Origin of the sequence: Actinomadura rugatobispora (genome assembly GCF_042656285.1) — a bacterium.
GTDB classification, from domain to species: Bacteria; Actinomycetota; Actinomycetes; order Streptosporangiales; family Streptosporangiaceae; genus Spirillospora; species Spirillospora rugatobispora.
Genome location: NZ_JBHSON010000007.1, coordinates 91,176 through 110,815 on the forward strand (window position 1 = coordinate 91,176; position 19,640 = coordinate 110,815).

Here is a 19,640-nt window from a genome sequence, read left to right on the forward strand (position 1 = left end):
CACGACCTCAGCTGCGCACTCCGGCATCCTGGGGAGGGTCGTGGGTCGTGCGCGCCAGTGTGCGATCGGCGAAGGTGAGCACGGACACCGCGAGTCCAACGATCACCAGAGCGATCGAGATGATGCGGAAGCCGCCGTCGTCGACGCCGTCGGCGTACGCGACGGCAGTGAGGGCGCTCGAGCCGATGGCGCCAAGGTACGTCGCTGTTCGGTACAGGCCGGACGACGTGCCGAGGTCGCAGGCCGGCGCCTGAGCGTAGAGCGCGTTCTGGTTACCCGTGCTCATGCCGCCCAGGACGATGCCGAAGCCGAACGCCGCGAGTAGGAGGAACGGGATTGGCGTGTCGTCCCGGAGCAGGATCAAGCCGGCGGCGGTGACGGTCACGGCCACGGCGGCGACACGCAGCGAGGGGCGGATCAAGCCGCGGCGCGACAGCAGCCAGCTGAGGGCGGCGGCGACGCCGGTCATCGGAACCATCACCAACCCCGCGACCCAAGCGTCGAGGCCACGGCCTTCCTGCATCCACTGGGTGTAGGCGTACATCATCGTGTACGTCGTGCCGTAGGTGAGCCCGGTCCGCAGGTAGGTGCGGGTCAACGCGCCGTTCCGGGCCAGCGATCGTACGTCGATGAACGGTGACGACGCGCGTCGTTCCCAGCACAGCAGCACGACAAGACCGATGACGGAGACGGTGAGAGCTGTCCAAGTGACGCGGCCCAGTGTCTGCATGGCGGCGAGGAGGCCGCCGATGGTCGCTGTGAAGAGCACGACGCCAATGGGGTCGATGCGCGTCAGCGCTGCCCCCGGCCTGAGTGGGGCGCGCTCGTCGCGGGGAATCCAGAGCATGGTCATGGTCAGACAAAGCGCGACGACGGGCACGTTGAACAGGAAGACGGCGCGCCATCCGGCCAACTCGACCAGCAGCCCGCCGATCGGCAGACCGGCAGCGGTCGTCACTTGTGCTGCGACCGTCATCACGCCCAGGCTGGGGCGAGGATCCCAGCCTTCCTCGCGTTGCTGACGGGCACGGATGATGAGCATCGCGTTCGGGAAGGCCGCCGAGGTGCCGACGCCGATGAACACGCGCGCGAGCACCAGCATCCCAAGGCTGGTGCCCAGTGCGCCGACGACGCCGAAAACGGCCACCAGTGCCGAGCCGATGAGGAAGACGCGGCGCGCTCCGAACACCTCACCGATGCGTCCGAGCGTCGGTTGCGCCACCGCGCACACAAGATAGAGGACCGACACGAGTACGGCGGTTCGTCCCGGCGAGATGCCCAGATCGCCGCCGATCGGGACGAGCGCTGTCGCGATCATGGAGGAGTTCACCGGGTTGAGCATCGAGCCGAGCGCGAGGGGTGTCAGGAACTGCCACTCGCGGGGCCGAGCGTCGGCGGTACGCCGGTCACGGCGCTGCGCCATCTCGCCCGGGGTCGTTGCGCGACGAGAGCGTGACACGCTGTCCCGACCTCCTGTCACAATGACACGCTGACGGTGTTGCCGGTTCGGCTCGCCGGCGTCGCCGCCCCGTGTGTCCGCCGAAGCCGCCGCGACGAGGATCAGATCTCGGGGATTCCGTCCATCTTGGGACCGCCATCGGCGTGGAGCACCTCGCCGGTGAGGTACGAGGCATGGTCGGAGACGAGGAACAGCACCAGCTTGGCGATCTCGAGCGGCTCGGCCACTCGACGCAGCGGCATGCGTTCCTCGCTCCCGGACACATCAAGATTGCCCCGGCTCCAGGAGCGCTCAGCGCCCTCGGAGCGAGTCAATCCGGGCGCCACGCAGTTGACGCGAATGCCTCGTGGTCCGAGCTCGGCCGCGGCGACCTTGGTCAGCATCTCCACGCCGCTCTTCGCGGCGCTGTAGGCCGCACCGCCGAGCGTGCCGGTCGACGCGGATGAGGAGGAGATGTTCACGATGGAACCGCCTCCATCAGCCTCCAAGTGGGGGATGGCCGCCTTCGTCGCCGAGAAGACGCTGGTCAGGTTCAATGAGATGATCCGGTCCCACTCGGCGATGTCCAGGTCCACCATCGGCTTCAAGTAGGAGCCACCGGCATTGTTGACGAGCACGTCCAGGCGACCGTGGGACGCGACGGCGGCGTCGACGAGGGCGCGCATCTGGTCGTCGTCCCTGACGTCGGTCGGTACCACCTGTGCCTTGCGGCCGGTTGTCGCTGCGATCTGCTCGGCGGTCGCGATCAGCCGCTCCTCGTTGCGTGCCGCCAGGACCACGTCTGCGCCGCGCCGCGCGAGCAGCAGTGCGATCTCTCGGCCGATGCCGGTCCCGCTGCCCGTGATGATGGCGGCCTTGCCGGTCAGGTCAGTGACATCCGTTGCGGGAGAACTCAAAGCCGGGCCTTCCGTTTGTGCCGTCCGGTGGGTGTCTGAGGACCTGGTGAGGTAGGTCGTTTGACTCGATGTCATTACAGCACACATTCAGGTACAATGTGACATGGTCGGAGTGTGAGTCCGGCTCGCGAGATCGCGATGTGAGCGGGTGAGCTGGAGAGCGGCGCCCGGCGTGGTGCCACGACAAGGGAGTTCCCATGGCCGAGGTTGAGATGATCCGCCAGTACGGCACCGGCTGGTACCACGCGTTCTGGAGCGGGGAGCTCCAAGCCGGCGGGGTGATGCCGCTCCGGTACTTCGGGCGCGACCTGGTCGCCTTCCGAGGTGAGAGCGGTGATGTCCACCTGCTCGACGCGCACTGCCAGCACATGGGAGCTCACCTCGGACACGGCGGCGAGGTGCGCGGCGAGAGCATCATGTGCCCCTTCCACAACTGGGAGTGGAGCGGCATCGATGGCGCCAACACAAAGATCCCGTACCTCGACCGGTGCATCAAGAAGAGCCTGGGCACGCACCGAACCCAGGAGCAGGACGGCATTGTTTACATGTGGTTCTCGCGAAAGGGCGACGAGGAACCGACATACCTGCCGCCTCGAGTGGCAGAGTCGGAGGACCCGGCCTTCTACCCGCTGTATCCGCACGGCGCTCAGCGGGCGAACGTGACCTTTCCGCCGCAGTTCGCCTTCGAGAACGTTGCGGACATCAGCCACCTCCGGACGGTCCACAAGTGGGCGGACGTGCCGTTGCTCAACGGCGGAGGTGCCGACGGCGACATGTTCTTCACCGACTTCACCGGACACGTCCCGACCCGCGAGGGGGACGTCAAGGTGCGCATTGAGAACTACCAGTGGGGCCTGGGCGTCGTCTACAGCCGACTCCACGGACTTCACCCCACTGCTCAGATCAGTGCCATCACGCCGATCGACCACGAGACGTCGGTCTACTCCCTCTCGATCTGGGTCGGTCGGCTCGACGACACCGACGAGCCCAAGGGGCGCGCGAAGGCCGTGATCGACGAGCAGCGCAAGCAGGCCCTCAACGCCGGAGGCAACGACCGGATCATCTGGGACAACCAGATCTACATCGAGAACGCTCCGCTCGTGGGTGACGAGCGCAAGACCATCGGCGCCTTCCGCGCCTGGGCCCGCCGCTTCCGCGAGGACAACGCGCCGCAGCCCCCGAAGGCGGCGCCGGTCCCTGCGGACCTGCCGTTCCCGGAGTCGCCGACCACCTACACGCCGGCGTCGTGACCGACGGCGCCGGCACGGGACCGGCAATTCCAGCGCGGACGACGGCGCCGAGTCGGGCTCGTGGCGCGATGATGCGATAGTCTCGCGCCGACGTCCGACCCGGCGGGTAAGAGTCACAAGAAGAACAATTGTAGGGAGTTCGAACATGGCACGCCGCGCCGAGAACCTGGCTCCGGGTGATGCCACCCGGGCCCGGCTGGTCGATGGGGCCGCCGCGTGCTTCTACCGCTACGGAGTCGGCAAGACGACGATCGACGAGATCGCCCGTGAGGTTCGACTGTCCCGTCGGACGGTCTACCGCTACTTCGCGTCGAAGGAGGACATATTCGTCGCGGTCATCTCCCGCGAATTCGAGGAGTTGAGCCGCGAGGGCCGGCTCATCTACGAGAGGGCGTCGTTCGGCGAGGGCGTCATCGAGGTCGCGCTGTTGATGTCCCGGCGAGTCAACGAGAGTCCGACCTTGTCCCGTCTCTTCGCAGTCGAGGAGTCCGGCCAGACGATGGAGGCGTTGTTCGGCGGCACGGAGTTCACTCGCCTCGTTGAACGCTTCCTTGCGCCACTGATCCGCCGCGCGCAGCAGCGCGGAGAGTTGCGCAAGGACATCACGGTCGCCGACGCGACCGAGTGGGTCACGCATCTGGTGTTCTCGATGCTCGGGCCCAACCCGGTCATCAGTCGCCATGACGACGAGCACGTGAAGTTCATGCTTCGCACGTTCGCGTTGCCGGGGCTGATGCTGCCCGAAGCCGAGCAGGCGGTCGAGGCGCCGAAGGCCGGCACGCGCCGGTCGCGTGGCAAGGAGCAGTAGCCCTCGCCGCGGCGTCGGGTCAGCCGGTGAGGCCCTGAGCACCGACCTCGGGAACGATGTGCTCGATGAGGAAGTCGGCGATGGGGGTCGGCACGTCGTGCTGACCGGCGAGACCGGCGGCCAGTGCAAGGTCTTTCGCCCACATCCGTGCCATGCCCTCGCGGCCGGTCGTGTAGGTCTCCTCCTGGGCGCGAATCCGGTCCCAGTTGTTGCTGACCCAGCTCGAGCCCACTCCACCGGCGCCGATGACCTCGAGCAGCGACTCGTCGAAGCCGCAACCCCGGGCGATGGCCAGGGCCTCCCGCACCAGCGCGACGTTGCTGGTGGCGAGGAAGTTGTTGACGATCTTGGCGCTGACGCCGGCGCCGGTCTCGCCGACGTGGAACACGTTGCTCGCCATGAGGTCGAGCACCGGGCGGCAGCGCTGGACCGCTCGAGTGGGCCCGCCGACCATGAAGGTGAGGGTCCCGGCCCGAGCGGCCACGTCGCCGCCCCCGGTCATGGCCACGTCGATGACGTGCACGTCCTGGCGCATCGCGATGTCCGCGAGCTCTCGCACGAAGGCAGCGGAGACCGTGCTGTGGATGGCGATCACGGTGCCGGGTGCGGCGGTCGTGAGCGCTCCCGGGCCGGTGGCGTCGCCGAGCAAGGCCGCCCGCACCTGCGTCTCGTCGAAGACGGCCACGCACAACACCTCGACGCCAAGGCACGCCTCGCCGGAATGCGCAGCGGCGGTCGCCCCGAGATCAGTCAGTTCCGCCACGGCCTCGGCGCGAGTGTCGTACACGACGGTCTCGACGCCCGCGGCGCGTACGTTGCGGGCCATCCCTGCCCCCATGTTGCCAAGCCCGATGAAGCCGACGCGGAGAGCCAGGCCGGGTGCGTCCGGCGCGGTCGCGGCGGGCGGGGGAGTCGAAGCGCTCATCTCATGTCCTCGCGGGTTCCGTGTGTGAAGTCGGTCGCATATCATGACACCATGACGCAGATAATGTATCAATGTGACTAAGGAAGTCTGCGTCGCCGAAGGGGCAATCATGGTGAACGCCGCAGTGGTGGTCGGGGCGCTCCGGTCGCCCATCGGCAAGGGAAAGCCGACGGGCGCGCTGGTCGGCATTCATCCGATCGACCTGCTGAGCCAGGTGCTCGCCGCACTTGTCGAGCAGACCGGGGTCGACCCGGCAGAGGTCGAGGACGTGGTCACCGGCTGCGTATCGCAAGTGGCCGAGCAGTCGGCGACGCCAGGACGCTGGGCCTGGTTGGCGGCCGGCCTGCCCGAGCACGTGCCGTCGGTGACCATCGACCGCCGCTGCGGTTCGAGCCTGCAGTCGCTGCAGTTCGCTTACCAGGCCATCGCCGGTGGCAGCCAGGACGTGGTCGTCGCGGCGGGTGTGGAGTCGATGAGCCGGGTGCCGATGGGTTCCAACCGGCAGGGCGCCGATGCGTTCGGCGGCGCCGCGCGGCGCTACCCGCCTGGGCTCGTGTCCCAGGGCATCGCCGCCGAGCTCGTCGCGGCCCGCTGGGGGCTGGGCCGAGAGCTGCTCGACGAGTACTCGGTCACCTCGCACCGGCGTGCGGCGCAGGCCCGCGCGGCCGGCGCTTTCGACGCCGAGATCGTCCCGATCCGCAGCGCATCCGGAGCGGTGGTCTTGGACCAGGACGAGACGATTCGCGAGGGTTCGACGGTCGAGGCGCTGTCCGGCCTTCGGCCCGCCTTCGAGAATGAGGTCGACAAGCAGCGATTCCCCGAGATCGGCTGGTCGATCACGGCGGGTAACTCGTCGCCGCTGGCAGATGGGGCTTCGGCTCTGCTCGTTGTCAGCGAGCGGTATGCGGAGAAGAACGGCCTGACGCCGATGGCGCGGATCGTCGGTGGCGTCGTGACCGCCGAGGACCCGATCCAGATGCTCACGGCGCCGATCCCGGCGACGACGAAGCTGCTCGACCGGTTGGGGCGCGAGCTCGACGACATCGATCACGTCGAGGTCAATGAAGCCTTCGCCCCCGTGCCGCTTGCCTGGGCGGGCAGCCTCGACGCCGACCCGGATCGACTCAACCCGCGCGGTGGTGCGATCGCACTAGGGCATCCGACGGGCGCCTCCGGCGCGCGGTTGGCCACCACGGCCGTGCACGCCATCGGGGGTTCGACGAAGAGCGCCCTCGTCACGATGTGCGAGGCGGGCGGCATGGCCAACGCGTTGCTGCTCGAAGCTCTCTGACCCCGAACATGCCGAGCCTGAACCGGCTCACAGCCCGAAAGGCGGCCATGGACGTCTACTTGATGTACATCGACGGTGAGTGGGTGCCGGCACGGTCCGGCAGGACCTTTGAGTCGGTCGACCCATGGTCCCAGGAGGCGTTCGCGCGCATCCCCGAGGGTGACGAGACCGACGTCGACCGAGCGGTAGCGGCCGCTCGCTCGGCAGTCGTCGAGTCGGACTGGGCTGCGAGTGCGTATCCCCGCGCCGCGACCCTGCGCCGCTTCGCCGACCTGCTCGACCGGGATGTCGAGCGCCTGGCCAGGCTGGAGTCGCGTGACAACGGCAAGGTCATCCGCGAGGAGCGCGGGATGTACGGCTCGATCAGCGGGTACTTCCGCTACGCCGCCAGCGTCGCTGAGACCTATGTCGACACCGTCCCCGCGGGTCGCGACCCGCGGGTCCTGGCGATGACCCGACGAATGCCGTACGGCGTGGTCGGCATTCAGTCGCCGTGGAACACGCCGGGCGTGATCATGGCCCAGTCGGCCTCTTCCGCGCTGGCGGCCGGCAACACGATCGTGGTCAAACCCTCCGAGGTCGCCCCGGTCTCGACCCTCGCACTCGCTGAGCTCGCCCACGAGGCCGGCTTCCCGCCGGGAACCTTCAACGTCGTCACGGGCATGGGCGCCGTCGTCGGCGCCCGGTTGTGCTCCCACCCCGACGTGGCGAAGCTGGCGTTCACCGGTAGCCCGGCGGGAGGCAGGATCGTTGCCCGGCACGCGGCGGACCGGCTGGTTCCAGTCGTCATGGAGCTCGGCGGCAAGTCGGCCAATGTGGTGTTCGCCGATGCCGATGTCGAGAAGGCGGCCCTCGCCGTGGCTCAGGGCTTCACCGCTGCGGCCGGCCAGAGCTGCATGTGCGGTGGCCGGGCCATCATCGAGGACTCCATCCACGACCGAGTCCTCGAGCGGGTCCTCGAGTACGTCGACGGCCTGGTGATCGGCGACCCGTCCGACGAGGCCACCGACATGGGTCCGACCGCCACCGTCGGTCAGCTCGAGCGGATCAGGTCTTACGTCGCGGCGGGTCGCGAGGACGGCGCCCGTCTGGTCTACGGCGGGGAGCAGCTCGACCACCCCCAGCTGATCCGGCCGGCGATCTTCACCGAGGTGTCCCGCTCCATGCGCGTCTTCCAGGAGGAGGTCTTCGGTCCGGTCTTGGCGATCTCGCGATTCAAGTCCGAGCGGGATGCTGTCGAGCTCGCCAACGACACCGCGTACGGGCTGTCGCTGGCCGTGTGGACGAAGAACCTGGACCGTGCGCATCGGGTGAGTAACAAGCTGTCCGCCGGCACTGTGTGGGTCAACCAATACCGGCGCGGCGACCCGGCGTACGCGATGGGCGGGATCGCCGAGAGTGGTTACGGCCGGGTCAGCGGGATCGAGGGCTACGAAGAGATGACCTACACCAAGAGCGTGCAGATCCTGCTAGAGGACGGCGATGGCTGAGCGCTCGCCTGAGGTCGAGCTGTCCCTCGTGGTCTTCGGTCGTCGCGAGGTCGCGGACCGCGTGGTCGAACTGGAGCTGGGTCCGCGACCCGGCACCGCCCTGCCGGCGTGGGAGCCAGGGGCGCACGTGGAGCTCCAGCTCGCCCCGGACCTGCTTCGTCACTACTCGTTGTGCGGCGACACGGGCGACGGTGGTCGCTGGCGGATCGCGGTGCTGCAGCCCGAGACGAGCCGCGGCGGCTCGCGGGCCGTCCACGAGAACCTGCGACCGGGCGCCGAGGTGATCGTGCGAGGACCGCGCAACCGCTTCCCCCTCGTCGATGCCGATCATTACGAGTTCGTGGCGGGGGGGATCGGCATCACCCCGTTGATCCCGATGATCGCCGAGGCTGACCGACGCGGAGCGAGCTGGCGGCTGACTTATGGCGGCCGCAGTCCCGCGTCGATGGCCTACGGCGAGGAGCTCGAGCGTCGCCATCCGGGCGCCGTCGAGCTCTGGCCGCAGAACGAACGCGGTCTGCTCGACTTGGACGTCGTGCTCAAAGAAGCCGGTCTCGGGACGGCGGTCTTCGCCTGCGGGCCCGACGGGCTGCTGGCCGCACTCGAGCAGCGGGCGGCGGGCGCGGACTGGACTCTCCGTCTCGAGCGGTTCGTCGCCGGTCAGGTGGACGATGGCGAGAACCGGGCGGTCGAGCTCGAGCTCGTCGACAGCGAGGTCACGATCGTCGTCGCGCCTGACGAGACGCTGCTCGAAGCGGTCGAGAAGGCCGGCGTCTTCGCGATGTCGTCCTGTCGTGAAGGCATCTGCGGGACGTGCGAGACGCGGGTGCTGGCCGGACGACCTGAGCACCGTGACTCCTACCTGACCGACGAAGAGCGAGCCGAGGGCGACGTGATGATGATCTGCGTGTCGCGGGCGCTCTCCGACAAGCTCACCCTCGAGCTGTGAGCCGACGATTCTTGGAGACTTCGATGACCGCCACGACGGAAGACGCTCGCGAGATCACCGTCGACGACCGCGCTCACATCTATCTCGACGGCAAGTGGGTCGAGCCGACGGGCGAGCAGGATCTGGTGGCGGTGACGAACTCGGGGTCCGGCGAGGTGCTCGCCAAGGTCGCTCAGGCATCGATGGCCGACGTCGATCGCGCGGTTCAGGCCGCGAGGCTGGCCACGGAAAGGTGGTCGTCCTCCTCGGTGGCCGAGCGGGCGGCGCTGCTGGAGCGACTCGCCGATGAGATCGAGGCGCGGGCCGACGAGATCGCTTGCACCGTGGCGCTCGAGGTCGGCACGCCGCTGCGGATGTCGCGGCTGCTCCAGGTCGGGCTGCCTCTCAGCGTGCTGCGCGGCTATGCCGCCGACGTGCGAGAGCTGGAACTGGAGCAGACGATCGGCAACTCTCTGGTCCATCGGACGCCGGTCGGCGTGGTCGGTGCGATCACCCCGTGGAACTACCCGCTGCACCAGATCGCCGCGAAGCTCGGTGCCGCCATCGCGGCGGGCTGCGGGACGGTGCTCAAGCCCGCCAACGTCGCTCCGCTGAGCGCGTTCATCCTTGCCGAGGCGGCGGATGCGGCCGGCGTGCCGGCCGGCCTGCTCAATGTCGTCACGGGTGAAGGTCCGGGGGTGGGCGAGGCGATCGCGGGGCACCGGGACGTGGGCATCGTCTCCTTCACGGGATCGACGCGGGCCGGCGCTCGCGTCGCCGCGGTCGCGGCGGCCAACATCACGAAGGTCGCCCTCGAGCTTGGCGGCAAGTCCGCCAGCATCATCGCCGAGGACGCCGATCTCACCACGGCGGTGAAGGCGTCGGTTCGCCACGCGTTCACGAACTCGGGACAGACCTGCACGGCGTGGACCCGCATGATCGTTCCGCGATCCCGGCTGGTCGAGGTCGACGAACTCGTGGCCGCTGAGATGGCCAAGATGCCGGTGACGCACCCTCTCGCTGAGGGCGCGCGGCTGGGCCCGCTGGCATCCGCTGCCCAGAAGCGAACCGTCGAGGACTATCTCGAGGTCGCTCGTGCGGAGGGCTTGCGTGAGATCGCCCGAGGCAGCGTGGACGACCTCGGCCACGAGGGCGGCTACTACGTCGCACCCGTCGCCTACTCCGACGTGCCACGCGGCTCGCGTCTGGCGCAGGAGGAGATCTTCGGCCCGGTCTTGGTGATCGTTGGACACGACGGCATCGACGACGCGGTCGCGATCGCCAACGACTCCGACTACGGTCTCGCCGGTGGAGTATGGTCCGCCGACGAAGAGCGGGCGGTGGCCATCGCCAAGCGCATTCGCACCGGGCAGATCGACATCAATGGCGCGCGGTTCAACCCGCGAGCTCCGTTCGGTGGCTTCGGTCGGTCCGGCATCGGGCGCGAGCTCGGCCGGTTCGGCATTGAGGAGTTCCTTGAAGTCAGCGCCATTCAACAATGAGCGCGCTGGGCCGCGCGCAATGATGGAGGGGAGGCGAAGCACCCATGAGCACCGGCCAGAACATCACGGGATACTTCTTCGACTGGCGCCGCGAGGCCGAGCGCGACGGTTGGCACCTTGCGGACGGCACCTGGCGGCACCAGGAGACACATGAGGAGCACGCGGACGACTTCTATGTCTACCTCGGCAGCGAGTACTGGGTCGAGGCTTGGCCGGTCGGCGAGGGGTCCGGGGCGCGCGAGCCCGACCGGCCGGCACATCGTGAACGGGAAACCGCCGGGTAGCCGCTCGTCCCAGACCTCGCCTGTCGCGACACGAGGGCCCGGCAGATTGCCGGGCCCTCGTGCGTGTGTGCGGCTCAGTGCTCAAGGTATTCCAGGCCGTGCACATGCGAGTCGTCGCCCGCGGTGAGCTTCCCGAAGACGCGGTCAGGGAAGTGTCCGCCGGCGAAGTAGACGTTCTCCTCTTGGAGAATCTCGTTGATCTTCGCCCGGCTCTCGTGGGCCTTCGCGGAGTCCTGGTCGAAGACGAAGCTCATGCCGTCGTGCTGGAGCTCGACGGGACAGTGGAACGCATCACCGATGACCAGGGCCTTGCCGTCCGTCCCGTTGGCGAGCACCGAAACGTGGCCCCAGGTGTGACCCGGGGTCGGCACGACGACGACGCCCGGGAAGATCTCGGTCTGCGAGTCCACGAGCTCGACTGAGCGGCGCATCATCGCGATCTGCTCGTCCGTGGCGCCCTTGACTCGCTCGGCCGGGTCGGTCTCGGTCGACCAGTAGTCGAGCTCGGCGGTAGCCATGAAGTAGCGAGCGTTCGGGAAAGTCGGCTCGTCGGGTCGTTCGGGATCGATGACCCAGCCGACGTGGTCCAGGTGCAGGTGGCTGAACACGATGCCGTGGACGTCCGCGGGCTCCAAACCGACGGTGGACAGGCTCTCGAGCAGAGCGCCTCCGATCAGGTCCCCGCGGAACTGGCCGTTGGTCAGTGCTGTGACGTCGACCTTGTTGGGTCCGAAGCCCAGATCCACCAGCACGTTGTGCTCGCGGGTACGGATGAGGAACGCACCGACGCTCATGACCAGCAGACCGTCGTCGTCGATGACCTCAGGATGCCTGTCCCAGACTCCTTCGGGGGCATCGGGATAGTGGGTCGGTGCCTCCACGTGGTGCACGCCGTCCGGCAGGAATGTGACCGTCAGGCCGCCGAGCTCAAGGGAAGTCAGAGCAGCGCTCCAGACGCGAGGACTCTGCTCCTTAACGGGTGTTGAGGACATGACGAGTCGTTCCTTTCAGCGGGGGTCGAGCTTCGGAAGCACGCCGAACCGCCCGGTCAGGACCCCGAGCGTTCTTCGGAGAAGGTGCGTCCCAAGTGGTGACACTATCGCGGGATTTTGTGACAGTCGATACTCGTCGGCAGATTTCGCGAACTGAGCCGACCCTGTCCGGGGAGCGGACGGGAGCCCTCAGCCGCCCACGACCGCGCGGCCAAGACCTGGGAGCAGCGTCCGTGAGTGGACACGACCGAGCGACCCATCAGTCGGAGCCGGATGGCATCGCGCCAGAGATCATCGCGCTCGTCGCACTCGACCGCTTGCCCTTCGAAGACCGCGAGCGATCGGTCGGCGAACTCGTTGACCTGACGGGCCGTGTCGTCGCGGTCACAGGAGGAGGTGGAGGTGCGCTCGGCCGGGCACTGGTCGATCGATACGCATCTGCCGGAGCGGCCGTTGCCGTCCTGGACATCGAGTTCGCCCAGGCTGAGGAGGTGGCGGCGCGCTACCGAACGGTGGGGTGTGCCCACGCGGCCACTGCGGGCCGACGTCACAGAGTGGGAAGACATTCATCGGGCGATGCGCACCGTGGACCGCGAGCTCGGCCCGCGCGACGTCCTGGTCGACGATGCCGGTGGAGCCATGCGTTCACACGGCCGATTCATGGACCGGCTTCCGGAGACGATTGCGCGGCTGGTCAATCTCAACTACCTGGGCACCATGTAGCGAGCCGTGCGGCTCTGGAGGTGATGATCCCGCGTGGGTCGGGCCGAATCGTGAACATCGCGTCAGAGGGTGGCAAGACCACAGTGCCCGGCCTGGTGGTCCACAACAGCACCAAGTCTGGGGGTCAATCGGATTCGCCCGGAACCTGGCATTCGACTCGCAGGGCACGGGGGTGTCCACCGTTGCCGTTCGTCCGGGTGTGATGGTCGGCCCCCACGCGCTCGAGCGGATGCGTGGGGGATCGACGCCACAGAGCCGGATGGCGTCGGCCGGCGGCATGGAGAAGTCGAACATCGGCCGCTTCTCGCTGCCCGAAGAGGTCGCTGCGATGGCGGTGGTGTCGTCCTCGGCGGCAGGTGCGTGACTGAGCGGCACGGCTGTCTCCGTCGGAGGCGGGATGACGGACTTCTGACGACGTGGCCTCGGCGCACCGACGTCCAGGCCCCTACGCCTGGCTACATGATGTCTCGGGGAGTGGCGCAGCGCGACGACGACGGTTTGTGCGCCCGGTAGCCCCTCGGCAAACCGGCGAGGGATACACAGAGTCACGAAAAGTGTGTCAGTGGCCCCAGTAAGCGGCGGAGAAGATCCTCCAGTGCCACCGGAACATGGTCGACAGACCCTACTCGGCACGAGAAGTGGTGTACGTGACGAGGTAGTGCGCCAGCGTGACCGACGTGAGGTGGTGCATGTCGTAGATCGCATCTATGCATGTCAGAGGCTAAATCGAGGCGCATTGGCCGAGAGAGGCCGTCTGGTCGACGAAGGCTTGGTGTGATGCTTGACACATGAACGTAAATCTGTGACTGTCAATTGGCCGCATGTTGAGACCTGAGCGTCCCAGGGAACGGGAGACGACGTGTTGAAGCGACAAGAGCGGACACCGGCCGGTGAAACGTTGCTCGAGGTGCGCGGACTGCGAGCGGGCTACGGCGCCGGCGCGGTCGTCCGTGACCTCGACCTGACCGTCGTGTCCGGTGAAGTCGTCGCCCTCGTGGGCCCTAACGGTGCCGGGAAGACGACGACGCTGCTGACCCTGGCGGGCGAGCTGTCGCCGCTGGCCGGCGAGATCTCGTTCTTCGGCGACAGCCGCCCCCAGCGGCTGCACCAGCGCGCGAGCCGCGGGCTCGGGCTCGTCACCGAGGAGCGCTCGGTCTTCATGCGCCTCACCACGATGGAGAACCTTCGAGTCGGTCGCTGTGACATCGACTACGCCTTGGACCTGTTCCCAGAGCTGAAGTCGAAGCTACGCATGACCGCCGGACTGCTTTCCGGAGGGGAACAGCAGATGCTGACGCTCGCTCGGGCCCTCAGTCGGTCACCACGTCTTCTTTTCGTCGACGAACTCTCGCTCGGTCTGGCTCCCCTCGCTGTCGACCGCCTGCTGACCGCGGTGCGTCGCGCAGCAGATGACGGCCTGGGCGTCCTCCTCGTCGAGCAGCATGTCGACAAGGTTCTGAAGCTCGCCGACACCGCCATCGTGCTCCGACGGGGCACGGTCGAGATGGCCGCACCCGCGGCCGAGCTCCGCGAGCGGTTCCACGAGATCGAGGCCTCGTACCTGCAGGGCGGCGGACGGTCGGACCACCACGACGACGAGTCCGTGGAGGTCTCACGATGACCTGGATCCAGTACGTGCTCCTTGGCCTGGGCATGGGCAGCGCCTACGTCCTGCTCGCCCAAGGCATCGTGTCGATCTACCGAGCCTCCGGAGTCGTGAACTTCGCGCATGGAGGCCTGGCCATGGCCGGCGCCTACCTGTACCACGTCGAGTTCCGCACCACTCTTGGCTGGAGCGAAGTCCCGTCGTTCATCGTCGCCGTGCTGGCGGTCACACTCCTCGCAGGCCTCATCCATCCGTTGGTGATGAGGCCGCTGCGGCGGTCGGCAGCCCTGACGCAGGTGATCGCGACCCTGGGCATCCTCATCGTTCTCCAGGCGATCGCATCCCTGCGCTGGGGGACCGCTCTGGTCTCGGCGCAGCCGGTCCTTCCTTCAGGATCGATTCACCTCGGCAATGACCTCGTGCTGCCCGCCGATCGCCTGTGGCTCACGGCGATCGCGGTCCTGGTCACCGCTGCGCTCTACCTCTACGGCCAGCGCGCTCTGTCCGGGATCGCGGCTAGAGCCGGTGCCGAGAACCAGCGCTCGATCTCGGCGCTCGGCTGGTCGCCAGATCGTCTGTCCACCACGAGCTGGGCGGCGGGCGGAGGCTTGGCCGCGGTCGCGGGCATCCTGGTCACTCCCTACTCCGGTCTGAACATCACTGTCCTGACCTTCATCGTCATCGCAGCCCTCGCCGCCGCGCTCGTCGGTGACTTCTCGAACTACTGGCTGGTCCTCGTCGGCGGTCTCTCCATAGGCATCGTCCGGAGCCTCATCGCAGGACCGCTGGAGCAGTACGTACCGACAGGCTCCGAAGACGCCGTGCCCTTCTTCCTGATCCTGATCATGATGATCATCCGCGGCCGCGGTATTCCGATGCGAGGGGCCGTCGCAGACCGGCTGCCGTCACTGGGGTCGGGCCGAATTCGGCTAGGCCTCGCCATCCCGGCGGCCGTCGTGACGCTGGTCCTCGTCATGTTCGTGTTCAGTGACGACTGGAACATCACTATCGGCGTGATGGCCATGGTGTCGATCATCATGGTCTCGGTCGTCGTCCTGACCGGATTCACCGGGCAGCTTTCACTGGCGCAGTACGCCCTGGCGGGCTTCGGAGGCCTCTTCGGGGCGCGCATCGCCGGTGGTGCGTGGCACCTGCCGTTCAGCGTGGCGCTGGTCGTCGGCACGATCGGTGCCGCAGTGTGCGGCGTCATCCTCGCACTGCCGGCGCTCCGGACGCGTGGGGTGAACTTGGCGGTGATCACGCTCGGCATGGGTCTGGCCGTCCAGTCGCTCATCTTCAACAACAACCAGCTCACCGGTGGCACCGCCGGGGTGAGGCTCGACCCGCCGACCGTTTTCGGGCACAACATCGATCCAATCCTGTCGCCGACCGACTACACGGTTTTCACGCTGATCTGCCTGATCGTCGTCATGGTCCTCGTCGCCAACATGCGTAGAGGAGCCTCGGGACGCCGACTGATCGCTGTGCGGACCAACGAGCGCGCCGCGTCGGCGCTCGGGATCGACGTCGTCCGGGCGAAGATCGTTGGCTTCGCCATCAGCTCCGGCATCGCCGGCTTCGGAGGCGTGCTGTGGGCCTACCAGTACCCGAACGTCGTTCTCGGCACGGGCTTCCAGCCGATGGACTCGATCAACGCCGTCGGACTCACCGTTGCCGGTGGACTCGGTTGGGTGTTCGGTCCGGCGCTTGGGTCGGGCCTCCACCCCGGCGGTATCGGACGTGTGATCTCGGAGCACGTCGTTGCCATCGAGTCCTACATCCCGCTCGTCGGTGGTGTCGCCCTCCTGCTGATCCTCATCACCCACCCCGATGGGCAGGCAAGCGTGATCGCCCATGGTGGGAAGCGGATCGCGAAGCTCTGGGCAAGGGGACCGAAGGCCGGCGCTTCGGATGCGGCGGCGGCCGACCGCGAGCGGGACGAGCGGCTGGGACACGTCGATCCGGTCGAACCCGAGACGCTCAGTGTGCGGGGACTCGGTGTCCGGTACGGCGGCGTTGTCGCGCTCGACGGCGTCGACCTTCAGATCGAGCCCGGAAGCGTCATCGGTCTCATGGGTCCGAACGGTGCGGGCAAGACCACCTTCATCGATGCCGTGACCGGCTTCGTGCGACCCGTGACGGGAACGATCCACATCGGTGGAGCGGAGGTGACGCGCCGGGCCGCGTGGCGCCGGTCGCGCTTGGGAATGTCCCGCTCGTTCCAGTCGCTCGAGCTCATTGACGACATCACCGTTCGGGAGAATCTGCTGGCCGCGGCCGAGGAGCAGAACGGCCGGCACTACCTGACGGACATGATCTGGCCTCGCAAGCCACCGTTCTCCGCGGCCGCCGCGGCAGCGGTCCGTGAGTTCGGCCTCGCAGAGGTTCTCGACCGGATGCCGAGTGAGATCCCGTATGGAACTCGGCGCCTGGTGGCGATCGCTCGTGCCGTGGCGTCGAGCCCGTCGATCTTGCTGCTGGACGAGCCCGGCGCCGGCCTGGACGAGACAGAGAGCGCCGAGCTCGGTCGGCTTGTTCGCGGGCTGGCTGATCGCTGGGGGATGTCCGTGCTTCTGGTCGAGCACGACGTCCGCATGCTGATGGAGACCTGCGACCGCATTCTCGTCCTGGACTTCGGCGAACCGATCTTCGAAGGCACGCCTTCGGAGGTCGCTGAGGAACCTGCGGTCCTGGCCGCCTACTTGGGCCGGTCCGAAGCAGACGTCGCCGCGGACGAACAGACGGATCCAGAGCCGAGTCCGACCCTCTGAATCGCGGATGTAGCCATCAGCACCATCACACCACCCCATCACAGAAGGAAGCCACCTCATGCACGCACGCCCTAAGGCTGCTGCCGTCGCCACCCTGTTGCTCACCAGTCTGTTCGGGGTGACGGCCTGTGGTGATGCCTCCAGCACGCGCGGTAGTTCCGATGCCATTCAGATCGGCCTGATCACGCCGGTCGACACGAGCAGCAACAGCTACGACGACGCCGTCTCGGGAACTCGGGCCGCCGTTGCCGCGATCAACACGGCAGGAGGCGTGAACGGCAAGAAACTCGAGCTCGACTTCTGCAACGAGAAGACGGATCCGAACGCCGCTGCTGCTTGCGCTCGCAAGGCCGAGTCGGGGGACCAGATCGCCACGGTGGGCCTGTTCAGCACCAACATGCAAAGCGTCCTCCCGCAGTTCAAGACGCTTCCGAACATCGCGCCGTTCGCGCTCACTCCGGCCGAGATCGCCTGCCCGACGTGCTACACCTTCGACTCGTTCTCGATGGGTGCATTCATGAGTGCGGCAGACCTTGCGAGTCAGGCGGGCGTGAAGAGTGCCACGATAGTGACCTTTGACGTTCCGGTTTCGCATGAGGTCCAAGAGGCCACGAAGCGGCAGATGGAAGCGGCCGGGATTACTGTTGCGGACGTCATTTATGTGCCGCCGACGACGTCGGACTTGTCGAGCTACGCGCAGAAGGTAAAGGAGATCGGCCACGAGGGGCTCCTGCCGATGGTGACCGCGCAGGGTGCGTACTCGCTGCTGCAGGCTTTGCGACAGATCGACTTCCAGCCGACGCTTATCACCAACGACAACCAGGTGCCGCCGGCCAACATCGCCAAGCTCGGTGACTTCATCGAGGGCGCGCGGCTGGGCCTCGCCGTTCCGCCCGTGAGCGCCGCCGACAAGATCCCTGGTGTCAAGAAGTTCGTCGCCGACATGAAGGCCGCCGAGGAGGCCGGCGACAAGAACGCCGCCGACCGGTCCGCGCTCGCCATGCACTGCTGGCTCGCGGTCTACGCGGTCGCGGAGATCGCGAAGGGCGTCGACGGAGACGTGAATCGGAGGTCGTTCACCGATGCGCTGAAGTCTGCTAAGGACGTCGGCCTGCAGGGCATTCTCCCGCCGTGGACGCCGACCGCCAAGTCGCCCAAGAGGGTGCCGCCGGGCATGGTCCAGCCGCTCGTGTACTTCGGCGTGGTCGAGAATGGCGTGCTCGTGCTGTCGAACGACGACCCGTGGGACCTCTCCCAGAAGAAGTTCGTCCCCACGAGCTGACGACACGCACCCAGTCGAGGTATCGGAACACCCTATGCACAGGTAACCTGTGCATAGGGTGGTCTGCCTCGCCCCGCTGCCATCACTTCACTCCGGGGACGCCTCGGGGTCACCACCCGAAGGAGGCATCCGTGGATACCCAGAGGCATGCGGGCAAGGTCGCACTCGTCACCGGCGCAGCCAACGGCATCGGCCGCGCCACCGCCGAGCGTCTCGCGCGGGAGGGCGCCCGCGTGGTCGGGTGCAACATCAGCGACGAAGCGCGGGCGCGTGCGGAGGAGCGATTCGCCGGGCTCGAACTCGACATCGAGCTGGTCAAGGCGGACATCGCCGTACAGGAGGACGTCAATCGGCTCGTGGCCACAGCCGGACCAAGGATCGACCTGCTCGCGAACGTGGCCGGAGTGATGGATGGCTACACCGCGCTCGGCGACCTTGCCGACCACACCTGGCACCGGGTCCTGGAGGTCAACCTCACCGGGCTGATGCGCATGTGCCGTGCGGTCCTCCCGGGAATGATCGAGCAGGGTGGAGGCGCCATCGTCTCTGTCGGCTCACGGGCGTCGCTCGGTGCGGGGCCGGCCGGAGTCGCCTATGCGACGACCAAACATGGTGTCCTAGGTCTCGTGAAAAGCATCGCCTACTACTACGGGCCGCAGGGGATCCGCTCCAACGCCGCGCTGCCGGGCACGGTGCGTTCGGAGATGCACAAGAGCTCGGACCGCACCGGATGGGCGTTCGAGCGGGCGAGTCTGGCGAAGGCCACCATGCCACCCAAGGGCGAGCCGGACGAGATCGCAGCGCTGATCTCGTGGCTCGGGAGCGACGAGGCCTCGTTCGTCAACGGCGCGGTGGTCTCGGCGGACGGGGGGTGGTCGGCCGCATGAGCGGACTCGCCGAACACGCCGGGTCGGGACTGGCGGCGGAGCTGCTGCTGGCGACCATCCGGCTGCGAGCGCGACTTCGCGCCGAGCAAACCTCGTTGACTTCTGGTCAGTCGATGTCGCAGCTGTCCGCGCTCGGACGTCTGGCCGACGTCGGTCCGGTGACGACCACCGAGCTGGCCGCACTGGAGCACGTGAGGCAGCAGTCGATGGCGGAGACCGTGGCCGCGCTACGCGTCGCCGGGCTGGTCGAGGCCGTTCCCGACGTGAGGGATCGCCGCCGGATGCTGCTCACCATCACAGACAGCGGTCGGGAGTTGGTGGAGAGCGTCCTGAGGCACCGGGCCGCATGGTTGTCCGAGGCCATCGACTCGCGCCTGAGCAGCGAGGAGACCGAGCTTCTCGCTGCCGCCTGCCCCCTCATCGCACGCCTGGCGGAGGCCTGATTCGTGACGCTTCTCGCTCAGGACGGCGAGGTGGTGACGATGAGCTGGGCTGACGGCCCTTCGAGAGTGACGCGACATTGTTGCGCCGAGGTGCCGCCGAACG

18 protein-coding genes are annotated in these 19,640 nt (G+C 67.6%); 14 read left to right on the top strand and 4 right to left on the bottom strand.

Going from position 1 to position 19,640, the window contains the following annotated elements; all coding sequences use genetic code 11:
• Positions 1-7: 7 nt before the first annotated feature.
• Both ACFPZN_RS06845 and ACFPZN_RS06850 read right to left on the bottom strand, forming a co-directional pair.
• Entirely contained in the window at positions 8-1,423 is a 1,416-nt protein-coding gene (locus tag ACFPZN_RS06845) for an MFS transporter (RefSeq protein ID WP_378280940.1), read from the bottom strand.
• A gap of 137 nt (positions 1,424-1,560) precedes the next feature.
• Positions 1,561-2,355: an SDR family NAD(P)-dependent oxidoreductase gene (locus ACFPZN_RS06850; RefSeq protein WP_378280941.1), complete on the bottom strand. Its 795-nt coding sequence runs from the start codon at positions 2,353-2,355 to the stop codon at positions 1,561-1,563.
• 197 nt (positions 2,356-2,552) lie between these two features.
• Here ACFPZN_RS06850 and ACFPZN_RS06855 point away from each other — a divergent pair, with 197 nt between their 5' ends.
• Both ACFPZN_RS06855 and ACFPZN_RS06860 read left to right on the top strand, forming a co-directional pair.
• Positions 2,553-3,605, top strand: a complete 1,053-nt coding sequence (locus ACFPZN_RS06855; RefSeq protein WP_378280942.1) for a Rieske 2Fe-2S domain-containing protein — start codon at positions 2,553-2,555, stop codon at positions 3,603-3,605.
• Positions 3,606-3,750: 145 nt separating this feature from the next.
• Positions 3,751-4,413, top strand: coding sequence for a TetR/AcrR family transcriptional regulator (locus tag ACFPZN_RS06860; protein WP_378280943.1), 663 nt, complete (start codon positions 3,751-3,753; stop codon positions 4,411-4,413).
• Between the two features lie 19 nt (positions 4,414-4,432).
• Here the strand turns inward: ACFPZN_RS06860 and ACFPZN_RS06865 are convergent, their stop codons facing one another.
• Positions 4,433-5,338: an NAD(P)-dependent oxidoreductase gene (locus ACFPZN_RS06865; protein WP_378280944.1), complete on the bottom strand. Its 906-nt coding sequence runs from the start codon at positions 5,336-5,338 to the stop codon at positions 4,433-4,435.
• Between the two features lie 112 nt (positions 5,339-5,450).
• Here ACFPZN_RS06865 and ACFPZN_RS06870 point away from each other — a divergent pair, with 112 nt between their 5' ends.
• From ACFPZN_RS06870 to ACFPZN_RS06890, 5 genes are read left to right on the top strand one after another with little or no spacing between them, the layout of a single operon-like run.
• Positions 5,451-6,629 carry a thiolase family protein gene (locus ACFPZN_RS06870; RefSeq protein ID WP_378281025.1) on the top strand — a complete coding sequence of 393 codons (1,179 nt, stop codon included), beginning with the start codon at positions 5,451-5,453 and terminating at the stop codon, positions 6,627-6,629.
• A gap of 47 nt (positions 6,630-6,676) precedes the next feature.
• Positions 6,677-8,119: an aldehyde dehydrogenase family protein gene (locus tag ACFPZN_RS06875; protein WP_378280945.1), complete on the top strand. Its 1,443-nt coding sequence runs from the start codon at positions 6,677-6,679 to the stop codon at positions 8,117-8,119.
• On the top strand, positions 8,112-9,068 hold the full coding sequence (locus tag ACFPZN_RS06880) for a PDR/VanB family oxidoreductase (protein WP_378280946.1): 957 nt from the start codon (positions 8,112-8,114) through the stop codon (positions 9,066-9,068). The genes ACFPZN_RS06875 and ACFPZN_RS06880 overlap by 8 nt, the downstream gene beginning before the upstream one ends.
• 23 nt (positions 9,069-9,091) lie before the next feature.
• A complete protein-coding gene (locus ACFPZN_RS06885) occupies positions 9,092-10,549 on the top strand; it encodes an aldehyde dehydrogenase family protein (RefSeq protein WP_378280947.1) in 1,458 nt (485 codons plus the stop codon).
• Positions 10,550-10,593: 44 nt separating this feature from the next.
• Positions 10,594-10,833 (top strand): hypothetical protein, encoded by a 240-nt coding sequence (locus tag ACFPZN_RS06890; protein WP_378280948.1) that lies wholly within the window; start codon positions 10,594-10,596, stop codon positions 10,831-10,833.
• 74 nt (positions 10,834-10,907) lie between these two features.
• On the opposite strand, the gene ACFPZN_RS06895 is transcribed toward ACFPZN_RS06890, so the two are convergent.
• Entirely contained in the window at positions 10,908-11,825 is a 918-nt protein-coding gene (locus ACFPZN_RS06895) for an MBL fold metallo-hydrolase (protein ID WP_378280949.1), read from the bottom strand.
• Positions 11,826-12,227: 402 nt separating this feature from the next.
• Here ACFPZN_RS06895 and ACFPZN_RS06900 point away from each other — a divergent pair, with 402 nt between their 5' ends.
• From ACFPZN_RS06900 to ACFPZN_RS06930, 7 genes are all read left to right on the top strand, one after another.
• Positions 12,228-12,548, top strand: a complete 321-nt coding sequence (locus tag ACFPZN_RS06900) for an SDR family oxidoreductase (protein ID WP_378280950.1) — start codon at positions 12,228-12,230, stop codon at positions 12,546-12,548.
• Positions 12,549-12,720: 172 nt separating this feature from the next.
• Positions 12,721-12,912 (top strand): hypothetical protein, encoded by a 192-nt coding sequence (locus ACFPZN_RS06905; RefSeq protein WP_378280951.1) that lies wholly within the window; start codon positions 12,721-12,723, stop codon positions 12,910-12,912.
• A 495-nt stretch (positions 12,913-13,407) separates the two neighbouring features.
• Entirely contained in the window at positions 13,408-14,169 is a 762-nt protein-coding gene (locus tag ACFPZN_RS06910) for an ABC transporter ATP-binding protein (RefSeq protein WP_378280952.1), read from the top strand.
• Positions 14,166-16,925, top strand: coding sequence for an ABC transporter permease subunit (locus tag ACFPZN_RS06915; RefSeq protein WP_378280953.1), 2,760 nt, complete (start codon positions 14,166-14,168; stop codon positions 16,923-16,925). Before ACFPZN_RS06910 ends, ACFPZN_RS06915 begins: the two co-directional genes overlap by 4 nt.
• A 58-nt stretch (positions 16,926-16,983) precedes the next feature.
• Positions 16,984-18,207 carry an ABC transporter substrate-binding protein gene (locus ACFPZN_RS06920; RefSeq protein WP_378280954.1) on the top strand — a complete coding sequence of 408 codons (1,224 nt, stop codon included), beginning with the start codon at positions 16,984-16,986 and terminating at the stop codon, positions 18,205-18,207.
• Between the two features lie 131 nt (positions 18,208-18,338).
• Positions 18,339-19,094, top strand: a complete 756-nt coding sequence (locus tag ACFPZN_RS06925) for an SDR family NAD(P)-dependent oxidoreductase (RefSeq protein WP_378280955.1) — start codon at positions 18,339-18,341, stop codon at positions 19,092-19,094.
• Positions 19,091-19,537 (top strand): MarR family winged helix-turn-helix transcriptional regulator, encoded by a 447-nt coding sequence (locus ACFPZN_RS06930; RefSeq protein ID WP_378280956.1) that lies wholly within the window; start codon positions 19,091-19,093, stop codon positions 19,535-19,537. The genes ACFPZN_RS06925 and ACFPZN_RS06930 overlap by 4 nt, the downstream gene beginning before the upstream one ends.
• The last annotated feature ends 103 nt before the right edge of the window (positions 19,538-19,640 follow it).